General features: G+C 63.6%; 13 protein-coding genes and 2 pseudogenes. 13 read left to right on the plus strand and 2 right to left on the minus strand.

All coding sequences use genetic code 11. The features are described 5' to 3' along the window. The first annotated feature begins 89 nt into the window (after positions 1-89). Positions 90-1,343, plus strand: coding sequence for a DUF5996 family protein (locus AC0NIE_RS10680; protein WP_473486457.1), 1,254 nt, complete (start codon positions 90-92; stop codon positions 1,341-1,343). Positions 1,344-1,377: 34 nt separating this feature from the next. After that, a pseudogene (locus AC0NIE_RS10685) lies at positions 1,378-1,546 on the plus strand (transposase); the annotation flags it as partial. A gap of 124 nt (positions 1,547-1,670) precedes the next feature. Here the strand turns inward: AC0NIE_RS10685 and AC0NIE_RS10690 are convergent. Then, positions 1,671-2,702 carry a histone deacetylase family protein gene (locus AC0NIE_RS10690; RefSeq protein WP_473486458.1) on the minus strand — a complete coding sequence of 344 codons (1,032 nt, stop codon included), beginning with the start codon at positions 2,700-2,702 and terminating at the stop codon, positions 1,671-1,673. Positions 2,703-2,871: 169 nt separating this feature from the next. Between AC0NIE_RS10690 and AC0NIE_RS10695 the strand changes: the two genes are divergently transcribed. The 9 genes and pseudogenes from AC0NIE_RS10695 (at position 2,872) to AC0NIE_RS10735 (ending at position 15,129) form a co-directional block, all read left to right on the plus strand. Continuing rightward, entirely contained in the window at positions 2,872-4,539 is a 1,668-nt protein-coding gene (locus tag AC0NIE_RS10695) for an amidohydrolase (protein WP_473486459.1), read from the plus strand. A 126-nt stretch (positions 4,540-4,665) separates the two neighbouring features. Beyond that, positions 4,666-5,761 (plus strand): annotated as a pseudogene (locus AC0NIE_RS10700) (ABC transporter ATP-binding protein). After that, the gene (locus AC0NIE_RS10705; RefSeq protein WP_473486460.1) at positions 5,761-6,681 is read left to right on the plus strand and encodes an ABC transporter permease; all 921 of its coding nucleotides are present in this window, start codon (positions 5,761-5,763) and stop codon (positions 6,679-6,681) included. The pseudogene AC0NIE_RS10700 and the gene AC0NIE_RS10705 overlap by 1 nt, the downstream one beginning before the upstream one ends. Beyond that, the gene (locus AC0NIE_RS10710; protein ID WP_473486461.1) at positions 6,674-7,480 is read left to right on the plus strand and encodes an ABC transporter permease; all 807 of its coding nucleotides are present in this window, start codon (positions 6,674-6,676) and stop codon (positions 7,478-7,480) included. The genes AC0NIE_RS10705 and AC0NIE_RS10710 overlap by 8 nt, the downstream gene beginning before the upstream one ends. Positions 7,481-7,491: 11 nt before the next feature. After that, positions 7,492-8,526: an ABC transporter substrate-binding protein gene (locus AC0NIE_RS10715; protein WP_473486462.1), complete on the plus strand. Its 1,035-nt coding sequence runs from the start codon at positions 7,492-7,494 to the stop codon at positions 8,524-8,526. A gap of 118 nt (positions 8,527-8,644) precedes the next feature. Next, positions 8,645-10,072 carry an amidase gene (locus AC0NIE_RS10720; protein WP_473486463.1) on the plus strand — a complete coding sequence of 476 codons (1,428 nt, stop codon included), beginning with the start codon at positions 8,645-8,647 and terminating at the stop codon, positions 10,070-10,072. 69 nt (positions 10,073-10,141) lie between these two features. Continuing rightward, positions 10,142-11,338: a serine hydrolase domain-containing protein gene (locus AC0NIE_RS10725; protein WP_473486464.1), complete on the plus strand. Its 1,197-nt coding sequence runs from the start codon at positions 10,142-10,144 to the stop codon at positions 11,336-11,338. A gap of 174 nt (positions 11,339-11,512) precedes the next feature. Further along, the gene (locus AC0NIE_RS10730) at positions 11,513-12,694 is read left to right on the plus strand and encodes a serine hydrolase domain-containing protein (protein WP_473486465.1); all 1,182 of its coding nucleotides are present in this window, start codon (positions 11,513-11,515) and stop codon (positions 12,692-12,694) included. Positions 12,695-12,822: 128 nt separating this feature from the next. After that, positions 12,823-15,129 (plus strand): Tex family protein, encoded by a 2,307-nt coding sequence (locus AC0NIE_RS10735; RefSeq protein WP_473486466.1) that lies wholly within the window; start codon positions 12,823-12,825, stop codon positions 15,127-15,129. On the opposite strand, the gene AC0NIE_RS10740 is transcribed toward AC0NIE_RS10735, so the two are convergent. After that, entirely contained in the window at positions 15,130-16,026 is an 897-nt protein-coding gene (locus tag AC0NIE_RS10740; RefSeq protein WP_473486510.1) for a LysR family transcriptional regulator, read from the minus strand. A 175-nt stretch (positions 16,027-16,201) separates the two neighbouring features. Here AC0NIE_RS10740 and AC0NIE_RS10745 point away from each other — a divergent pair, with 175 nt between their 5' ends. Together AC0NIE_RS10745 and AC0NIE_RS10750 are read left to right on the plus strand one after the other, a co-directional pair. Continuing rightward, positions 16,202-17,392: an acyl-CoA dehydrogenase gene (locus AC0NIE_RS10745; RefSeq protein ID WP_473486467.1), complete on the plus strand. Its 1,191-nt coding sequence runs from the start codon at positions 16,202-16,204 to the stop codon at positions 17,390-17,392. A 122-nt stretch (positions 17,393-17,514) separates the two neighbouring features. Then, a complete protein-coding gene (locus tag AC0NIE_RS10750) occupies positions 17,515-20,910 on the plus strand; it encodes a transglutaminase family protein (protein ID WP_473486468.1) in 3,396 nt (1,131 codons plus the stop codon). The last annotated feature ends 2 nt before the right edge of the window (positions 20,911-20,912 follow it).

Here is a 20,912-nt window from a genome sequence, read left to right on the forward strand (position 1 = left end):
TAAGATGATCGCGCGGACGCGGCTCGGGCGGTCGAGGACGACATGAACGATGTCGCGTGCCAATTGAATTCTGGATGGAGACAGCGAAAATGAGCAACAAGTGGCCCCACCTCGACTACCTCGGTTGGCGCGAGACGTGCTCTGCGCTGCATCTTTATTTGCAGATCGCCGGCAAGTATCGGCTGGCTCATAGCCCGTGGCTCAACCATTCCTGGAACGCGACCTTCTATGTCACGCCTAACGGCCTGACATCGTCGCCGATCCCCGACGGCCCTGGCATCGAGATCCTGTTCGACCTTCGAGACCACATGGTGATCGGCGCGAGCGGCGACGGCCGCAAGGCGTCCTTTGCGCTCGGGCCGACCACGGTCGCGGCATTCCACGCCAGTTTCGTCCGGCTGGTTTCCGAACTCGGCGGCACGCCGACCTTCAACGGCCAGCCGAACGAAGTGCCGGACCCGGTGCCGTTCAGAGAGGATCATCGCGAACGGCCCTATGACCGCGACGCCGTTCAACGCTTCCATCACGCGTCGATGGCGGTCGACAGGGTCTTCAAGACGTTCCGGACCTCCTTTCTCGGCAAGTCCAGCCCGGTTCACCTGTTCTGGGGCGCTCTCGATCTGGCCGTCACGCGCTTCTCAGGGAGGCGTGCTCCTCTCCATCCGGGCGGAATTCCGGCATTGCCGGACCACGTGACGCAGGAGGCCTACGACCGCGAGGTCTCCTCGGCAGGCTTCTGGCCGGGCGGCGGCGGCATCGATTATCCCGCCTTCTACGCTTACGCCTATCCAACGCCGAACGGCTTTCGAGGCGCATCGGTCCGGCCGGATGCGGCGTTCTGGCATGACGGCCTGTCGGAGTTCATCCTGCCCTACGATGCCGTGCAGTCGGCTGCCGATGGCGACGAGACCCTATTGGCGTTTCTCGTCTCGACCTACGAGGCCGCCGCCGATCTCGGAGGATGGGACCGCGATCTGCTGGAGTGCCTGCAAGGGCGGCCGGGGCAGGTGCGGCCACCACACGCCGAGCTGCCGAAGAAGGCCCCTTCATCGACCGACGAAAAGGTTGAACGGGAGGATGGCGCATCCAAGGGACGCTACCGGATGGTCATCGATGGCGTCGAAGCCGAGATGACTTATAGCCGCGCCGGCGAGGGACTGATCATCATCGACCATACAGAAATTCCAGCAGCCTTGCGGGGCCGCAAGGTCGGCGAGCAAATGGTGCGCCAGGCGGTCGAGGATGCACGACGCGAAGGAGTCAATATCATTCCGCTTTGTCCGTTCGCAAAAGCGCAGATCGACCGTCATCCGGAATGGCAGGATGTGCTTCCTCGGTCATAGGCTGCCAACAGAACTAATCCGACCACTCGCATTGCGGCGCATGCTGAACGGCATCTTCTGGGTGCTGCGATCTGGTGCGCCTTGGCGCGACCTGCCCGAGCGCTATGGCCCGCACCACCTGCTACAGCCGCTTCGTGCGATGGCGGAAGGCAGGCGTGTGGGGCCGACTGATGGAGAGTATCACGGCTGCGCACGACGGCGAGAACTCAATGCGGCTTTGGCTCCGCGCTATGAGTCTACGGCCTAGATTTTTACGAATGTCGTTGCCCAAAGCCGCTCCGCTCTCTCGGGTCGAACGCCCCGGGGCAGTCCTTTGGGCGACATGCATTACCGATCTTCGAATCCGGTCAGCACGCCGACGGCGTTGATGCCGATTTCCTCGACGGCATAACCGCCTTCCATGACGAACAGCGTCGGCAGGCCGAGCTTGGCGATGCGACGGCCAATCTTGGGATAGTCGGCGCTTTTCAGCTTGAACTTGCTGATCGGGTCCTTCTCGAACGTGTCGACGCCGAGCGAGACGACAACGACATCGGGAGCGTAAGCCGCAAGTTTCGCGCGGGCGTCTTCCAGCGAGCCATTCCAGGCATCCCATGCGGTGCCGAACGGCAGGGGATAGTTGACATTGAAGCCCTCGCCTGCGCCGGCGCCGCGCTCGTCGGCATGGCCAAGGAAGAACGGATACTCGGTCATTGGGTCGCCATGCAGGTTCAGCACCTGAACGTCGCCGCGGCTGTAGAAGATCTCCTGCGTGCCGTTCCCATGATGGTAGTCGACATCGAGGATCGAGACGTGTTTGGCGCCGTGGTCGCGGAACCATTGCGCGGCAACGGCGGCATTGTTGACGTAGCAATAGCCGCCCATGAAGGCAGCGCCGGCGTGATGGCCGGGCGGGCGGCAGAGCGCGAAGGCTGACGTCTCACCGCCCTTGACCAGAGCGGCCGCGGTCAGCGCCACGTCATAGGACGACTTGATCGCCTCCCAGGTGCCTTTGACGAAGGTGGCGCCGCCGTCGAAGGAATAAAAGCCAAGCAGCGCATCGATGGTTTGGGGGCGCACATCGCCGCGCAAGCCGCGCGTCGGCCAGGTGAAGGGGATGGCCGAACCTGTTCGGCCCGACGCTTCCCAGAGCGGCCATACGGTCGGCAGGAAATCGATGTAGTCGCTGGTATGCACCTTCCTGGCGGCTGCGAGGTCGTGGGTCTCGGGTGGCAGGATCGGGCCGAGCTTTTCGCTCTCCACCCTCGCCTTGATGAACTCGGCGCGCGAGGGCTTCTCGAAGGCCGACACAATGGCGCCTGAAATCAGTTCGAAATTGCCGGCATGACCGGCGTGGAGAGGGGAGAAAACAGTCTTCATTTGGGCGGCCGGCTCGCTCTTCGAGTTGCGCATCTGTCATTGACGGACTGCTTTGTGGCAGAGAGTTTCAGCGCCGCCAAGAGGCATTCCGGACCGCTGTTGCGAGTGGCAGCGGCCGGCTTGCCAGACGCCAAGACTCTGCTAGCCTAAGCTCAAACGGGAGAAACTTATGCCGCCATCGGCCGATCTGATCGTCGAGAACGCCAGCATACTGACAATGGATCCCGATACTCCCCGCGCCGAAGCCATAGCCGTCAAGGGCGGCGAAATCATTGCGATCGCAGATCGCGCGACCGTGCTGGAGCACAAGGGACCCGGCACGCGCGTCATCGATGCCGGCCGCGGCTCGGTCGTCCCCGGCTTCATCGAAGCGCATATGCATCTTTTCGCCGGCGCGGCCGAACTCGATCACCTCCAGCTGATGGGCATCCACGGTTTCGATGCGCTTTGCGATGCTGTGCGCCATTATGCAGCAAAGCGGCCGGATCTATCCGTCCTGCAGGCGCAAGGCGCCGACTATACCATCCTGTCGGCGACGGAGCGGGTCAGCCGCCATCACCTCGACCGCATCCTGCCGGACCGGCCCCTCGTCATGGCAGCGCCCGACCACCACACAATGTGGGCGAACACCAAGGCGCTGGAACTGGCCGGCCTGCTTAGAGGCAAGCGGCTTGGTCCCGGCAACGAGATCGTCATGGGCGACGACGGGCTGGCCAGTGGCGAATTGCGCGAGGGCGAGGCTTTTGGGCCGCTGATCGCGCTGGCCGGCGAGGATCGCGTGCGGCTCGGCCTGGCCACCGGCGGCGAGCCGGACCCGAAGCCGACGCCGGCGGAGCAGGCCTCCGACCGGGCGATCATGCGCCGCGGGCTGGAATGGTGTGCCAGGCACGGCATCACCTCGATCCAGAACATGGACGGCAATTTGCACCAGCTCGAACTCCTGTCGGAGATCGAGGCCGAGGGCGGCTTGCTGTGCCGCGTGCAGGTGCCGTTCCACTATAAGAATTTCATGACGCTCGACATGCTCGACAAAGCCTCTGATATGGCTGAGCGCTACGCTGGCGAATGGCTGTCGTCAGGCATGGTCAAGGTGTTCTACGACGGCGTGCTCGATTCATGGACGGCGGTGATGGTCGAGCCCTATGCGGACCGTCCGGATTGGGTGGGCGAGCCGCTGTTCACGCCGCAGCAATTCATCGACCTTGCCGTGGCCGTCGACAGGCGCGGGCTGCAGATGGCGGTGCACTCGATTGGCGACGGCGCCGTGCGCGCCGTGCTCGACGGCTATGAGGCGGCGCAAAAGGCGAATGGCAGGCGCGACAGCCGGCACCGGGTCGAGCATATCGAGGTGGTCACCGCCGCCGACATACCGCGCTTCGCAAAGCTTGGCGCCATTGCCTCGATGCAGCCGCCGCATCCGCCGGGCAGCATGGGCTTGCCGCTGGAGCCGACGGTGTCGCGCATCGGGTCCGCCCGCTGGCCGCTGAGCTATGCCTGGCGGACGCTGAAGAATGCCGGCGCGCGCGTCGTCTTCGCCTCCGATTGGCCGGTGTCGCCGATCGATCCGATCCTGGGCATTCAGGCGGCAGTGCTGCGCAAACCATGGGCAGACGGCGATCCCGACCAGAGTTTTTCGCTGCATGAATCGCTCGCGGGCTATACGGTGGCAGGCGCCTATGCCGAGTTCATGGAGCATCGCAAGGGCCGCCTGAAATCAGGCTTTATGGCCGATCTCGTGGTGCTCTCAGGCGACATCGAGGCGACCGCACCGGAAGCGCTGCATACGGTACGGCCGGTGACGACGATCTGCGGCGGCAAGGTCACTTATCAGGTCTGACGGTGGCACGGGAATTGCGTTCTGAATCGACATTCGGATGTGTGCTTGCCAAGCCATGCGCCGTGTGCTGACAATCGAGTGGGAACTGGATTCGCCCTTAAGAGCGGACACAAGATTGGGGTAATCGTGCCGGAACAACCGGGTAAAAGTGCAATTGAAGTTCGTGGCGTCCGCAAGGTGTTCGGTACCGGGGAGTCACAGGTCGCCGCCCTCGACACGGTTTCGGTGTCGATCCGCGAAAATGAGTTCTTCACGCTGCTTGGTCCGTCCGGCTGCGGGAAGACGACGCTTTTGCGGCTGATCGCCGGCTTCGATTTCCCGAGCGCCGGCGAGATCCTGCTGCATGGCCAGGACATCGCACCGCTGCCGCCGTTCAAACGGCCGGTCAATACCGTGTTCCAGAACTATGCGCTGTTCCCGCATATGACGGTGGCCGAGAACATCGGCTTCGGCCTCGAAATGCTCGGCAAGCCCAAGGCCGAAGTCAAGGCGCGGGTCGCCGAGATGCTGAAGCTGGTCAAGATGGAGGCGCTCAGCAACCGCCGCACCAGCCAGATTTCCGGCGGCCAGCAACAGCGCGTGGCGCTGGCGCGGGCTCTGGCGCCGCAGCCAAAAGTGCTGCTGCTCGACGAGCCGCTGTCGGCGCTCGACTTCAAGCTGCGCAAGGAGATGCAGATCGAGCTGAAGCGGCTGCAGCACGAGACCGGCATCACCTTCATCTTCGTCACCCACGACCAGGAAGAAGCGCTGACCATGTCGGACCGCATCGCGGTGATGTCGTCGGGCAAGATCCTGCAGGTCGGAACGCCCTGGGATATCTATGACAAGCCGGCGGAGCGCTTCGTCGCCGACTTTATCGGCGAAACCAATTTTCTCACGGCGGCCATCACCGGCATGGGCAACGGCAAGGCACGCGCAACGCTCAAATCCGGCGCGACGATCGACGCGACCGTGGCTGAGGGCTTCCAGCCGAAGGACAATGCCACCGTGGTGGTCAGGCCGGAACATGCCAAGCTGACCAGCGGCAAGGGCGACCTGTCAGGCACGGTTCGAAAACATCGTCTATTTCGGCACGGACACGCATATCCATGTTCGACTGGACAGCAGCGAGGCCTTCACCGTGCGCCAGCAGAACACGCGCAGCGCCGGCTGCGGTTTCGAGCGGGGCGACAAGGTCGGCATTTCGATCGGCAACGACGCCGCACAAGTGCTGAGGGATTGATGGCGAGCGCGGAAGAAGTCGCCAAGGACGCCGAACACCGTGAAATCCGCGATCGCTGGCTGCTGTCGGCGCCTGCACTGATCATCATCTTTCTCGCGGCGACCGGCCCTCTGCTGATCGTCGTGATCTACTCATTCCTGACGCCGGGGCCCTACGGCGACGTGGTGTGGAAATTCTCCACGGACGGCTGGCTGTCGGTGCTGATGCAGCGTGACATCTTCGACGATACGCTGGCCTTCGCCGACGCGCATCTGTCGATCTTCTGGCGCTCGGCCAAGCTGTCGTTCCTGACGACGATCTTCACGCTGCTCTTTGGCTTCCCGACGGCCTATTTCATCGCCACCCGGCCGGCGCGACAGCGCAACATCTGGCTGTTCCTGATCACCATCCCGTTCTGGACCAATCTGCTGATCCGCACCTTCGCCATCCAGGAGGTGATCCGCAACGAGGGCATCGTCAACACGGTGCTGATCAAGCTCGGTATCATCAGCCAGCCGATCCAGATGATGTTCACCGATTTCGCGCTGATGGTCGGCATGACCTATGTCTATCTGCCGCTGATGGTGCTGCCGCTCTATGCCAGTATGGAAAAGATCGACTTCCGGCTGGTCGAGGCGGGTTACGACCTCTATGCCAACCGGTTGCAGGTGCTGAGGCGGGTCATCATCCCGCTGGTCAAGCCCGGCATCGTCGCCGGCTCGATCCTGGTCTTCATCCCGGCGCTGGGCGCCTATGTCACCCCGCGCGTGCTCGGCGGGTCGAAGAATATGATGCTCGGCAATCTGATCGAGCTGCAATTCGGGCAAGGCCGCAACTGGCCGCTCGGCTCGGCGCTGTCGCTCTCGCTGATGGCGATCGTGATGGTCGCGCTGCTCTTCTATGTCCGCTCCGCCGGGCGCCAGGACGGCGCGCATGGCTAGCCGCTTCGACATTCGCCGGCAGACCGGCTTCACGACCATCGCGATGATCTGCTTTTTCGCGCTGTACCTGCCGATCGTCACGGTTGTCGTCTATGCCTTCAACGCCGGCAATTCGATCGCGATCTGGGAAGGCGTGTCGCTGCGCTGGTTCTACCAGGCCTGGAACAACGACCAGGTCGTCGATGCCTCGATCCGGTCGCTGCAGATCGCCTCGGTCGCCGCGACTATTGCCACGATCGTCGCCACCATGGCTGCACTCGCCACGACCCGGACGAAGCCATATCCCGGCCTCGGCTTCAAATACGCCTTCATCAACCAGCCGCTGATGGTGCCGGAAATCGTCACTGCGGTGGCGCTGCTGATCTTCTTTTCGCGCATCAAGATCTGGACCGGCTATTCGGGGCTGGGCTACCTGATGGCCGCGCATACGGCCTTTTGCATTCCCTTTGCCTATCTGCCGATCCGGGCGCGGCTCGAGAACATGGACCTGTCGTTGGAGATCGCGGCGGCCGACCTCTACGCGACACCCTGGAAGGCTTTTCGGCGCGTCACCTTTCCGCTGCTCTGGCCAGGCATCCTTGCCGGGCTGATGCTGGCCTTCGTCATCTCGCTGGACGACGTCGTCATCACGGAGTTCGTCAAGTCCGGCGGCCAGGATACATTGCCGACTTACATGCTCGGCCAATTCCGGCGCGTTATCACGCCGGAAATCAACGCGATTTCGACGGTGTTCCTGCTGATCTCGATATTGATCGTCACCGTCTTCTTTTTCATCAGCAGGAAAAAGGATCAGGAGTGACAGGAGAAACGATGAAGTGGAAACTGACTGCGACGGCACTCAGCGCCGCGCTGTTCGCCTCGGCGGGTCTCGCCCGCGCCGATGGCGAACTCAACATCTACAATTGGGGCAACTACACCAGCCCCGACCTCATCAAGAAATTTGAGGAAAAATACAAGGTCAAGGTGACCGTCACCGACTACGATTCCAACGACACCGCGCTGGCCAAGATCAGGCAGGGCGGCAGCGGCTTCGATGTCGTGGTGCCCTCGGCGAGCTTCGTGCCGATCTGGATCCAGGAAGGGCTGCTCCTGGAGACAGAGCCGAACAAGATGGAGAACTTCAAGAACATGGATCCGAAATGGGTCGATGTTCCCTTCGATCCGGGCCGCAAATACACCGTGCCGTGGCAGTGGGGCACGACTGGCGTCACGGTCAACACCTCAGTCTACAAGGGCGATCCCAACACCTCGGCCATCTTCTTGGATCCGCCGCCGGAACTGGTCGGCAAGATCAACGTCGTTCCCGAAATGGCCGACGTCATGCATCTCGCCATCAGATATGTCGGCGGCGAGCCGTGCACCGGCGACAAGGAGGTGCTGAAGAAGGTGCGCGATGCGCTGGTGGCGGCCAAGCCGAAATGGATCTCCATGGACTACGGCACGGTCGAGAAGTTCGCCAAGGGCGACTTCGCCGCCAGCGTCGACTGGAACGGCGCGTCGTTTCGCTCCCGCCTGCAGAACAAGGATATCGTCTATGGCTATCCGAAGGAGGGCTATCCGATCTTTATGGACAATCTCGCGGTGCTGAAGGACGCCAAGAACGTCGAAAACGCCAAGCTGTTCCAGAACTTCGTCATGGATCCCGAGAACGCCGCGATGATCTCGTCTTTCGCGCGCTACGCCAACGGCATCAAGGGATCGGAAGCCTTCATGCCTGAGGACATGAAAACGGCGCCGGAGGTCAACATCCCCGCCGAGTTCGCCGACAAGGGCACGTTCATGCTGACCTGCGCGCCCGACGTGCAGGCACTCTACACCAGGATCTGGACCGAACTGCAGAAGTGATCGCAGTACCATTGACCCGGCAGCCATGGCTGCCGGGTCCTGTTTGAATCCATCAAGGGAATGCCTTCGACAAGATCCAACGTCGGCTGTCGTCCGACGCGCCTGGAGTGCGCCTGCCATGTCCGATCTCGATCTTTGCTACATGCCGGCAAGCGAAGCGCTGAAGCGCTTCAAGGCAAAGAAGCTCTCACCGGTCGAGCTGATGGAAGCGGTCATCAGCCAGGCCGAGGCAACGAAGGACACGGTCAACGCTTTCACCAACACGCATTTCGACGAGGCGATGGCGCTGGCCAAAAAAGCCGAGGCGAAATACGCCAAGGGCAAGAAGACAGGCCCGCTCGAGGGCCTGCCCATCGGCATCAAGGACGAGAGCTACATCAAGGGCAAGCCGACCACCGGTGGCTCGCTGATCACCAGGGATTTCGTTGCCGACGCCAGCTCGACCATAAACGAACGCGTCATCGAGGCGGGCGGCATCGTCCATGCACGCACGGCGACGCCGGAGTTCTCCTGCGCGACCTACACATGGTCCAGGTTATGGGGTGTCACCCGCAATCCGTGGAATCCCAAGTTCACGCCCGGAGGCTCGTCGGGCGGCTCGGGTGCCTCGCTCGCCTCCGGCACGTCGTCGATCGCCACAGGCTCCGACATCGGCGGCTCGATCCGCATCCCGGCATCGGCCTGCGGTGTCGTCGGCTACAAGCCGCCCTATGGCCGCAACCCGGACGACCCACCCTTCAATCTCGACTTCTACTGCCACACCGGGCCGCTGGCACGCACGGTGGAGGATGCGATCCTGCTACAGAACGTCATGACCGGTCCCAGTCCGCTGGATATAGCGTCGCTCCGGCCGAAGCTGACGCTGTCGACCAGGTTCAAGCCGATCAAGGGCTGGAAGATCGCCTATTCGATGGATCTCGGCTGCTTCGAGGTCGATCCGGAAGTGGTGAAGAACACGAAGAAAGCGCTCGACGTGTTCCGCTCGCTGGGTGCCGAGGTCGAGGAGGTCGATCTCGGCTGGGGACCGGAGGTCCTGGAGGCCGGGCTCGCCTATCTGAACCATTTGTTCGGTGCGTTCCTGTCGAAACTGCTGCCCGACCATGCCGACGAGATGACGACCTACGCCCGCAAGTTCGCCGAGGAGGGAGCAGTATCCAAGGCGACCGATTTCGTCGGCAGCCTGGAGGTGGCTGGCCGCATGTACATGACGCTTGGGCCGCTGCTCGAAAACTACAATGTGCTGATCTGCCCGACCACGGCTCTGCCGTCAGTGCCGGCCGACTATGACCAATCGAAAGACGAGATCAGGATCAACGGCAAGCTGGTCAATCCCTCGCTGGGCTGGGTGATGACGACGCCGTTCAACACGATGAGCCGCTGTCCGGTGCTGTCGGTTCCATCCGGCCACGCAAAGAACGGCGTGCCGACCGGTATCCAGATCGTCGGCCGCACCTATAGCGACGAAGATGTGTTTCGCGCCGGCATGGCCTATGAGAAAGCAGTTGGTGGCTGGTACGGAGAAAAGACGCGTCGGCCGAAACTATGACGGACGGCACGACCGCACTGAAAGCAAAACCGTCGGGACACCGCGGGACGACACTTCCCGGAGCATGCAATGACCTCCTACCGTAACAGTGAACCGGTGCCGCCGATCATGCAGGGCTCGCCGCCCAAGATGGTGCCGCCGAAGCTCGACTGGGACCGGCCGCCATGGAACCGCTGGGCGTTCCAGGACATCCGCGAAATTCTGCCGACCGTCGAAGTCTGGCGCGGCAATGGCCATCGCCGCCGGTTCGAGCGGACCGAGGTCGATCTTGACGCGCTGCCGGTGAGCGACAGCACAGGCCAGCCGACGACGCTGGCCGGGCTGCTGGACGAAACCTACACGGACGGCCTTCTCGTGCTCAAGGACGGTAAGATCGCCTATGAGCGCTATTGCAACGGCATGAGCGAGCGCACGCTGCATTTGTCGCAGTCGATGGCGAAATCGGTCACGGGCTCGGTATTCGGCATACTGGCCGGGCGCGGCCTGATCGATCCGGCCCTGCCGGTGACGACCTATCTGCCGGAACTCGGCGCCACCGGCTGGGCCGGCGCAAGCGTGCAGCATGTGCTCGACATGACGACCGGCGTGCGCTTTTCCGAGGAATACACCGACCGCTATTCCGACATCGGCCAGGTCGATGTCGCCAGCGGCTGGAAACCGGTGCCGCCGGACAGCGATCCGGCCTTCGAGTGGCCGTCGCATATGTTCGAATTGATCCTGCGACTCAAGGAGACAAGCCGGCCGCATGGTGCTGCCTTCGAATACCGTTCGATCGAGACCGACGTGCTCGCCTTCATCATGGAGCGAATAACCGGCAAGCGGCTGGCGCAGCTGGTTTCGGAGGAACTCTGGCAAAAGCTCGGGGCGGATGAAAGCGCCTGCTTCACCGTCGACAGCGCCGGCTACGCCATCGCCGACGGCGGTTTCAACGCCACGCTGCGCGACTATGGCCGTTTCGGCCAGCTGATCCTCGACAATGGCGGCGGCGTGGTGCCGGCCGACTGGATCGAGGCAACGCGCACCGGCAGGCATGGGCCCGACTTCAATCCCAGCCTGCCGGAAGGCAGCTACCGCAACCAGTTCTGGATCGAGGACCCGCGTTCGCGCGCGCTTATGTGCCGGGGCGTGTTCGGGCAGCTGATCCATATCGACTGGAACACGAGAATGGTCGTGGTGAAGCTTTCGAGCTATCCGGATTTCACCAGCATCGCCTATTCGGTGGCGACGATGAAAGCCGTCCACGCGATCGCTGCCGCGCTGGCCTAAGAGACTGTTTGGAAACTCTACTCTGGCGGCCATCTGATGGCGTTTTCTGCGCTTCCGGTGCTCACGGACCCAAATGTCCGCTGCGCGCCGGTTCTCGAAACCACCACCATATGACTCGCCAGAGCGAATTTCGAAACAGTCTCTAACTTCCTAAAAAAATCGAGAGGAAACACCATGACCGGCAAGACCGCGTTCGAGACCAGACATGGCTTTGCCCGCAACCAGGTGCTGCTCGGCAACTGGCGCGAAAGCCCGTTCAGCCGGTGGTCGTTCCAGAATGTCGGAGAATTGGTGCCAAGCGCACGCGTGGCAGCCGTGCCGGGCGGTGGCGAAATACCGGTTCAGGATTTCGGTGGGCTGCTTGACGAAAAGGTCGCGCTGGCCGGCGGGCCGGAGACCGTTGCGGCCTTTCTCACGCGTTCCGACACCGACGCGCTGACGATCATGAAAGCCGGCAATATCGTCGGCGACTGGTTCGCACCGCATATGGAGTTCGGCGCCCGCCACATCATCTTCTCGATCAGCAAGTCGCTGACCGCCATTCTGGCCGGCATATTGGAAGGCGAGGGGACTTTTGATCCGCAGGCTCCGGTGACCCGCTATCTGCCGGAAGCTGCCGGCTCGGCCTATGGCGATGCCAGCGTGCGGCATGTGCTCGACATGACCGTCAGCCTTGACTTCGAAGAAGCCTATCTCGAACCGGAAAGCGCCTTTGCCCGCTATCGCCGCGCGACGCTGTGGAATCCGGGCGGCGGCAGCGAAAGCCTGACCGACTTCATCCTGACGCTGCAGCGCCTTGCCGAGCCGCATGGCTGGACCTATCGCTACCGCTCGCCCAATTCCGACCTGCTCGGTATCCTGCTCGAGCGAGCATCTGGCCAGCGCTTCGCCGAGCTGATGCGCGAGAAATTGTGGCTGCCGCTTGGTGCAACGAACGAAGCGTCGGTATCGGTCGACAGGGAAGGCACCGCGCGCACGGCCGGCGGTATTTCGGTGACGCCGCGCGATCTGGTGCGTGTCGGCGAGATGATGCGGCAGGGCGGCATGGCCAATGGCCGGCGCATCGTGCCGGAAGCCTGGGTGCGCGACACTGTCAGCACAGGCGGAGACACCGAGGCCTGGCAGCGTGGCACGATGGCATTCCTCTTCCCGAAAGGCCGCTACCGCAACAAATGGTACCAGACGGGTGCGGCAAGCGGCGCCTTCTGCGGCATTGGCATCCACGGCCAGTGGCTCTATGTCAATCCGACGGCCGAGGTCGTCATCGCCAAGATGTCGTCGCAGCCGGAGCCGGTCGACGAGCCGCTCGATCTCGACATGATTGCTTTCTTCGAGGCACTGACCCGGATGGTCTGAGCCGATCCAGGCTGACCGCGATGGCAGCTTTCCTGTGGAGCTATTGGGCGGTTGAAGACGCCGCGGTTGGCGGAGCGACGCTCTGAGCTTATGGTCGCCGCTCTTTTCGACAGGACAGCAGGAACGACATGGCATCCGAGCGCATCGCAGCAATCATCGCAGCCGAGATCACTGCCCGGCCCGAACAGGCCGCGGCGGCGATCGGGCTGCTGGACGAAGGTGCGACGGTGCCGTTCGTGGCGCGCTACCGCAAGGAAGTCACCGGCGGCCTGGACGACACGCAGTTGCGCCTGCTTGCCGAACGGCTCGCCTATCTGCGCGAACTCGACGCGCGCCGCGACACCATTCTCGGTTCGATCCGCGAGCAGGGCAAGCTGACCGAAGAGCTTGAAACCAAGATCGCAGCGGCCGTCACTAAGGCGGAACTCGAAGACATCTATCTGCCCTACAAGCCGAAGCGCCGGACCAAGGCGGAGATCGCGCGCGAGCGTGGCTTGGGACCGCTGGCAGACGCTATCCTTGCCGACCGCGCGGCGGTGCCCGCCGAACTGGCGCTGGCCTACATCAGTGAAGAGGTGGCCGACGGCAAGGCGGCGCTCGAGGGCGCGCGCGACATCCTGTCCGAGCAGTTCGCCGAGAATGCCGATCTGGTCGGCAAACTGCGGACCTACATGAAGGAACGGGCCTTCATGCGGTCGCGCGTCGTCGACGGCAAGCAGGAAGCCGGCGCGAAATTCTCCGACTATTTCGACCATGTCGAGCGCTGGGCCAACGTGCCGAGCCATCGCGCGCTGGCGATGTTGCGCGGCCGCAACGAAGAGGTGCTGTCGCTCGACATCGAGGTCGATGCAGGCGACGCGTCTCCGGTGAAGCCGGTCGAACGGATGATTGCCGACGCCTATGCCATCGGCCGCCAGTTGCCGGGCGATCGCTGGTTGATGGAGGTGGCCGGCTGGACCTGGCGCATAAAGCTGTCGCTGCACCTGACGCTCGATTTGATGCGGGATCTGCGCGAGCGGGCCGAGCAGGAGGCGATCCACGTCTTCGCCCGCAATCTGAAGGATTTGCTGCTCGCCGCACCGGCCGGCTCGCGCGCCACGATGGGGCTCGACCCCGGCATCCGCACCGGCGTCAAGGTGGCGGTGGTGGACGGCACCGGCAAGCTGCTGGCGACGACGACAGTCTATCCGTTTCCGCCGAAGAACGATGTGCGCGGCACGCAAGCCGAACTCGCGAAGCTCATCCGCCTGCATAAGGTCGAGTTGATTTCCATCGGCAACGGCACCGGCAGCCGCGAGACGGAAAGGCTGGTGGCCGACATGCTGTTCGACATGCCTGCCGAGTCCGGACCGAAGCCGCTCAAGGTGATCGTCAGCGAGGCGGGTGCCTCGGTCTATTCCGCCTCGGCAACGGCGGCGGCGGAATTTCCCGGCCTCGACGTGTCGCTGCGCGGCGCGGTGTCGATCGCGCGGCGGCTGCAGGATCCGCTCGCCGAACTGGTCAAGATCGAGCCGAAGTCGATTGGCGTCGGCCAGTATCAGCATGACGTCGACCAGTATCGGCTCGGCCGGTCGCTGGAAGCGGTGGTCGAGGACGCGGTCAATGCCGTCGGCGTCGACCTCAACACCGCCTCGGCGCCGCTTCTGGCGCGGGTTTCGGGTCTCGGCGCCTCGCTGGCCGAGGCGATCATTGCGCACCGTGACGCGGCGGGCCCCTTCGCCAGCCGCCGTGACCTGTTGAAGGTGGCGAGGCTCGGACCCCGCGCGTTCGAGCAATGCGCCGGCTTCCTGCGCATTCCCAACGGCACCGAACCGCTCGATGCCTCGGCCGTGCATCCGGAAGCCTATGGCGTGGCGAAAAAGATCGTCGCTGCCTGCGGGCGCGACCTCCGCTCGCTGATGGGCGACAGTGCCGCTCTCAAGGCGCTCGATCCGCGTGTCTTCGTCGACGAGCGGTTCGGCCTGCCGACGGTGCGAGACATACTGGCGGAACTGGAAAAGCCCGGCCGCGACCCGCGCCCCGGCTTCAAGACCGCGACCTTCGCCGACGGCGTCGAAGACATCAAGGATTTGAAACCGGGGATGCTGCTGGAAGGCACCGTCACCAATGTCGCCGCGTTCGGCGCCTTCGTCGATATCGGCGTGCACCAGGACGGACTTGTGCACGTGTCGCAACTGGCCGACCGTTTCGTCAAGGACGCGCATGAGGTGGTGAAAGCCGGCGACGTGGTCAAGGTGCGCGTCGTCGACGTCGACATCAAGCGCAAGCGCATCGGCCTTTCGATGCGCAAGGATGGTGACGGCGGTACACCGAAGCCGCGCGACAACGGCAACAGACCGGTGCCGCGCACGCCGGCGCCGCAGCGCCAGCCGGAGCGGCCGGCGCAACAGGGCGCATTCGGCGCCGCATTGGCCGATGCGTTGAAGCGTAAGTAGCTATTTCTCCGGCGGCACATGACCCAGCAGCCAGTCGCGAAAACTGGCGACCGGCGGATGGCCGCGCTTGTCGTGCGGCACGACGAGATAATAGGCGCTGCGGCTTTGCATCGGCCGGCCTGGTGCCGGCACCAACTGGCCGCGCTGCAATTCGCCTGATATGAGCACCTGCGGCAGCAGCGCCACGCCGAGCCCGGCCATGCAGGCCTGGGCGGCGGTGCCGAATTGCTCGAACTGCATGCCCGGTCCGGTCGGTGCGCTCAAACCCTGATGCTCGAACCACTCGGTCCATGCGCCGGGCCGCGTCGCCATATGCAACAGCGGCAGGCGGCCGATATCGGCAGGTGTGGCAAGATCCCGGCCGGCCAGAAATTCGGGCGAGACCACTGGCACCACCGTCTCGCGCATCAGCAGCGTCGAGTCGGCATCCGGCCAGTCGGGCAGGCCGAAATGGATGGCGGCATCGAGCCGTTCGCGGGCGAAGTCGAAGCGGCCGATGCGAGTGACGAAATTGATGGTGATGTCGGGGTTGTTTTCAACGAAATCCGGGATGAGCGGCATCAGCCAGCGCGTGCCGAAGGTCGGCAGGATGGCCAGGTTCAAGATGCCACTATGCCGATTGCTCATCAATCCCAGCGCTGCATCGCGCAGCTGGCCAAGGGCGGCGCGCACCGCTTCGGCATAAATCTCACCTGCCACGGACAGTCTGACATTGCGGCTGTTGCGATCGAACAGCCGGCGGCCGAACTGGTCCTCCAGAAGCTTGATCTGCCGGCTAACGGCGCCCTGGGTGAGATCAAGCTCCTGCGCGGCGGCGGTGAAGCTGCCCAACCGGGCCACCGCCTCGAAGGCGGCAAGGGCGCTGATACCAGGCAAAAGGCGGCGCTGCACGTTCATGATCAATTACTAACGCTCATTAATCGCCGAAGCAATTTCGTTTGATTTTTTCGAGCTGGAAGCCGATAAGCCAGCATTCAGATTTGCATGCCGTTATCCAAGACCGCCGAACACCCTCGGGTCAGGCCCGAGGGCAAGCTTTGGGCGACGTGCAAGAGTTTGGGAGACCGAGGCCATGGCCGCTGACAAGAATGCATTCGTCTGGGATGATCCTTTCCTGATCGAGAACCAGCTTTCGGAAGACGAACGGATGGTGCGCGACGGCGCAGCGGCATTCGCCGCCGACAAGCTCGCCCCCAGAATCGAGGAAGCCTATCTCGAGGAAAAGACCGATGCCGGGATCTTTCGCGAGATGGGCGAGGCGGGTCTGCTCGGCATTACCATCCCGGAAGAATATGGCGGGCTCGGCGCCAACTACGTCACCTATGGGCTGGTGGCGCGCGAGGTCGAGCGCATCGACTCTGGCTATCGCTCGATGATGAGCGTGCAGTCGTCGCTGGTGATGTATCCGATCCATGCCTATGGCTCGGAGGCGCAGCGCAAAAAATACCTGCCGAGGCTGGCGTCAGGCGAATGGATCGGCTGCTTCGGCCTGACCGAGCCGGATGCCGGGTCCGACCCCGGCGGCATGAAGACGCGGGCGGAGAAGACGGCGAACGGCTACAAGCTCTCCGGCTCGAAAATGTGGATTTCCAACGCGCCGATCGCCGACGTGTTTGTCGTCTGGGCGAAATCGGCCGCGCATGACAACGAGATTCGCGGATTCGTCCTGGAAAAAGGCATGAAGGGGCTGTCGGCGCCGAAGATCGGCGGCAAGCTGTCGCTGCGAGCCTCGATCACCGGCGAAGTGGTGATGGAAGGCGTCGAGGTCGGCGAAGATGCGTTGCTGCCCAATGTCTCGGGCTTGAAGGGGCCGTTCGGCTGCCTCAACCGGGCGCGTTACGGTATCTCATGGGGCGCGATGGGCGCGGCCGAAGATTGCTGGCACCGGGCACGCCAATATGGCCTCGACCGCAAGCAGTTCGGCAAGCCGCTGGCCGGCACGCAGCTGTTCCAGAAGAAGCTCGCCGACATGCAGACCGAGATCGCGCTTGGGTTGCAGGGCAGCTTGCGGGTCGGGCGGCTGATGGATGAAGGCAAAATGGCGCCGGAGATGATCTCGATCGTCAAGCGCAACAATTGCGGCAAGGCGCTCGACATTGCCCGCCAGGCCCGTGACATGCATGGCGGCAACGGCATCCAGATCGGCTACCATGTCATGCGCCACGCGCAGAACCTGGAGACAGTCAACACCTATGAGGGCACGCATGACGTGCATGCGCTGATCCTCGGGCGGGCGCAGACGGGATTGCAGGCGTTTTTCTAAGCGACCCCTAGGCCGGCAACGCTGCTTAAATTAGGTGCAACGCAACATCTCTGCTTGGAGAATGGCCAGCATTTGTGTCAGGGTTCGGCGAATTCGTTTGAAACGCCGACTTTCGAGGCCCCATGGCAATTCTGGCAGCTGTCTACCACCTGACCCATTACAAATATGACCGGCCGGTTGTTCTCGGCCCTCAGGTCATCAGGCTGCAGCCGGCGCCGCATTCCCGCACCAAGGTGCTCAGCCATTCGTTGAAGGTCGGGCCGGCGAACCACTTCGTCAATCTGCAGCAGGATCCCTACGGCAATTTCCTGGCGCGCTTCGTGTTTCCGGAACCGGTGACGGAACTGAAGATCGAGGTCGACCTCGTCGCCGACATGACGGTCTATAATCCGTTCGATTTCTTCGTCGAGCCGTCGGCCGAGACCTTTCCGTTTGAATACCCGGAAGAGATCAGCGACGATCTCGCCATCTACCGGACGCCGGAACCGGCTGGACCGCTGCTGTCGGCGTTCCTGCAAACCATCGATCGCAGTCCTACCAACACCGTCAATTTCGTCGTCGACCTGAATGCGCGCCTGCAGCGCGAAATCGCCTACATCGTGCGCATGGAAACCGGCGTCTTCTCGCCGGAGGAAACGCTGGCCGCCAAGAAAGGCTCGTGCCGCGATACGAGCTGGCTGCTGGTGCAGATTCTGAGGCACCTCGGCATCGCCGCGCGCTTTGTTTCCGGCTACCTGATCCAGCTGAAGCCCGACCTCGTCGCGCTTGACGGACCGCCCGGCACGGCGATCGACTTCACCGATCTCCATGCCTGGTGCGAGGTCTACCTGCCGGGCGCCGGCTGGATCGGCTTCGACCCGACCTCCGGATTGCTCACCGGCGAAAGCCATGTGCCGCTGGCGGCCACGCCGCATTTCCGCAACGCCGCGCCCATTTCCGGCATGGCCAGCTTCGCCAATGTCGAGTTCGGCTTCGACATGCGGGTCGACCGCATCGCCGAGCATCCACGCATCACCAAGCCGTTCTCCGACGAAAGCTGGCAGGCGCTCGATGCGCTGGGCAACCAGGTTGACGCCGCGCTGGAAGCCGGGGACGTGCGGCTGACCATGGGTGGCGAGCCGACCTTCGTGTCGATCGACGATTTCGAGGCGGAGGAGTGGAACACCGCCGCCGTCGGCCCGACAAAACGCGAAAAGGCCGATGCGCTGATCCGCCGGCTGCGTGAGCGTTTCGCGCCCGGCGGCTTCCTGCACTACGGGCAGGGCAAGTGGTATCCGGGCGAAAGCCTGCCGCGCTGGACCTTCTCGCTGTACTGGCGCGCCGACGGCGAGCCGGTGTGGAGCGACCCATCGCTGATCGCACGGGAAAACAGCGAAGCAGATGAAGCAGGCGAAGCAGATGTCGGACCGAAGCAGGCTGAAAGCCTGCTGACGGCGATTGCCGATGAACTCGGCATCGACAGGACCATGGTCAGCGAAGCCTATGAGGACCCGGCCGAGTGGCTGCTCAAGGAAGGCAAGTTGCCGGAGAATGTCGATCCGTCCAATTCGAAGCTGGACGACCCCGAGGAGCGCAGCCGCATGGCGCGGGTGTTCGAACGCGGCCTGACCAAGCCGTCGGGCTACGTGCTGCCTGTGCAGCGCTGGAACAGCCAGGCGTCGGGACCGCGCTGGCGTTCGGAGAAATGGAAAACGCGGCGCGGCAGGCTGTTTCTGGTGCCGGGCGATTCACCGGTCGGCTACCGCCTGCCGCTGGGCACGCTTCCCTATGTGCCGCCGGCGCAGTTCCCCTACATCGTGCCGGTCGATCCTTCCCTGCCGCGCGGGCCATTGCCGGCGCGCGAGGCTATTTTGCCTGAAGCCGCTCCCTTGCCGGAGGCTGCACCGGCCGAACTTGAAGGCGCCGACGAAATGGCGCGCCGCCAGCAGGCGGTGTCCTTCACCGCCGCGACCGGCCAGCAGGACCGTGTCGAACAGGAGATCACCGAGATCGGCGGCGCGGTGCGCACCGCGCTGTCGGTCGAGCCGCGCGACGGACGGCTTTGCGTGTTCATGCCGCCAGTCGAGGCGGTGGAAGACTACCTCGAACTGGTCGCGGCGGCCGAGAACGCGGCAAAGGCTATCGGCCTGCCGGTGCATATCGAGGGCTACGGCCCGCCGCACGATCCGCGCCTCAACGTCATCCGCGTGGCTCCCGACCCCGGCGTCATCGAAGTGAACATCCATCCGGCAGCGAACTGGCAGGACTGCGTGGCGACGACCACAGCGATCTACGAGGAGGCGCGGCAGACGCGGCTCGGCGCCGACAAGTTCATGATCGACGGTCGCCATACCGGCACCGGCGGCGGCAACCATGTCGTCGTCGGCGGCGCGGCGCCTAACGACAGTCCGTTCCTGCGCCGCCCCGACTTGCTGAAGAGCCTGGTGCTGCAATGGCAGCGCCGTCCGTCGCTGTCCTATCTGTTCTCAGGCCTGTTCATCGGCCCGACCAGCCAGGCGCCGCGTTTCGACGAGGCGCGCCACGATTCACTTTATGAGCTCGAGATCGCGATGGCGCAGGTGCCGCATCCGGACAAGGGTCAGGCCCCGCTGCCGTGGTTGGTCGACCGGCTGTTCCGAAATCTTCTGACCGACGTGACGGGGAACACCCACCGCTCGGAAATCTGCATCGACAAGCTGTTTTCGCCGGACGGGCCGACCGGCCGGTTGGGGCTGGTCGAGTTCCGCGGCTTCGAAATGCCGCCCAATGCGCGCATGAGCCTCGCGCAGCAATTGCTGGTGCGCGCCATTATCGCCCGCGCCTGGAAGAACCCGCTCGATGGCCGCTTCGTGCGCTGGGGCACGTCGCTGCATGACCGTTTCATGCTGCCGCACTATGTCTGGGCTGACTTTCTCGACGTGCTGGACGACCTCAAGCTGAACGGCTTTGAATTCCGTCCCGAATGGTTCGACGCGCAGCTCGAATTCCGCTTCCCGTTCTGCGGCGAGGTCCAGCATGCCGGCATCAAGCTGGAACTGCGGCAAGCGCTGGAGCCGTGGCATGTCATGGGCGAGCAGGGCGCGATCGGCGGAACGGTGCGCTTCGTCGATTCCTCGGTCGAGCGGCTGCAGGTGAAGACTGAAGGGCTCAACCCGGAGCGTCACGCCGTCGTCTGCAACGGCCGCATCGTGCCGATGAAGGTGACCGACACCAGGGAGATTGCGGTGGCAGGGGTTCGCTTCAAGGCCTGGCAGCCGGCATCGGGTCTGCATCCGGCGCTGCCGGTCAACACGCCGCTGGTCTTCGACATCTACGATCGCTGGTCGGGCCGGGCGGTCGGCGGCTGCGTCTACCATGTCGCGCATCCCGGCGGGCGCAGCTACGACACTTTTCCGGTCAACGGCAACGAAGCGGAGGCGCGGCGGCTCGCCCGCTTCGAGCCGCGTGGCCATACGCCGTCCGGCCACGTGTTGCGCGACGAACAAGCCTCTGAGGATTTCCCGATGACCCTTGACCTGCGGCGGCCTGCAAGACTCTGATC

This window comes from Mesorhizobium sp. WSM4842, assembly GCF_055901575.1.

What these genes read in the sequence shown, in the direction of transcription:
- AC0NIE_RS10730 (WP_473486465.1), top strand. Translation starts at nt 11,513, where the DNA reads ATGACCGGCAAGACCGCGTTCGAGACCAGACATGGCTTTGCCCGCAAC.
- AC0NIE_RS10745 (WP_473486467.1), top strand. Translation starts at nt 16,202, where the DNA reads ATGGCCGCTGACAAGAATGCATTCGTCTGGGATGATCCTTTCCTGATC.
- AC0NIE_RS10750 (WP_473486468.1), top strand. Translation starts at nt 17,515, where the DNA reads ATGGCAATTCTGGCAGCTGTCTACCACCTGACCCATTACAAATATGAC.
- AC0NIE_RS10720 (WP_473486463.1), top strand. Translation starts at nt 8,645, where the DNA reads ATGTCCGATCTCGATCTTTGCTACATGCCGGCAAGCGAAGCGCTGAAG.
- AC0NIE_RS10735 (WP_473486466.1), top strand. Translation starts at nt 12,823, where the DNA reads ATGGCATCCGAGCGCATCGCAGCAATCATCGCAGCCGAGATCACTGCC.
- AC0NIE_RS10740 (WP_473486510.1), bottom strand. Translation starts at nt 16,026, where the DNA reads ATGAACGTGCAGCGCCGCCTTTTGCCTGGTATCAGCGCCCTTGCCGCC.
- AC0NIE_RS10705 (WP_473486460.1), top strand. Translation starts at nt 5,761, where the DNA reads ATGGCGAGCGCGGAAGAAGTCGCCAAGGACGCCGAACACCGTGAAATC.
- AC0NIE_RS10680 (WP_473486457.1), top strand. Translation starts at nt 90, where the DNA reads ATGAGCAACAAGTGGCCCCACCTCGACTACCTCGGTTGGCGCGAGACG.
- AC0NIE_RS10715 (WP_473486462.1), top strand. Translation starts at nt 7,492, where the DNA reads ATGAAGTGGAAACTGACTGCGACGGCACTCAGCGCCGCGCTGTTCGCC.
- AC0NIE_RS10725 (WP_473486464.1), top strand. Translation starts at nt 10,142, where the DNA reads ATGACCTCCTACCGTAACAGTGAACCGGTGCCGCCGATCATGCAGGGC.
- AC0NIE_RS10710 (WP_473486461.1), top strand. Translation starts at nt 6,674, where the DNA reads ATGGCTAGCCGCTTCGACATTCGCCGGCAGACCGGCTTCACGACCATC.
- AC0NIE_RS10690 (WP_473486458.1), bottom strand. Translation starts at nt 2,702, where the DNA reads ATGAAGACTGTTTTCTCCCCTCTCCACGCCGGTCATGCCGGCAATTTC.
- AC0NIE_RS10695 (WP_473486459.1), top strand. Translation starts at nt 2,872, where the DNA reads ATGCCGCCATCGGCCGATCTGATCGTCGAGAACGCCAGCATACTGACA.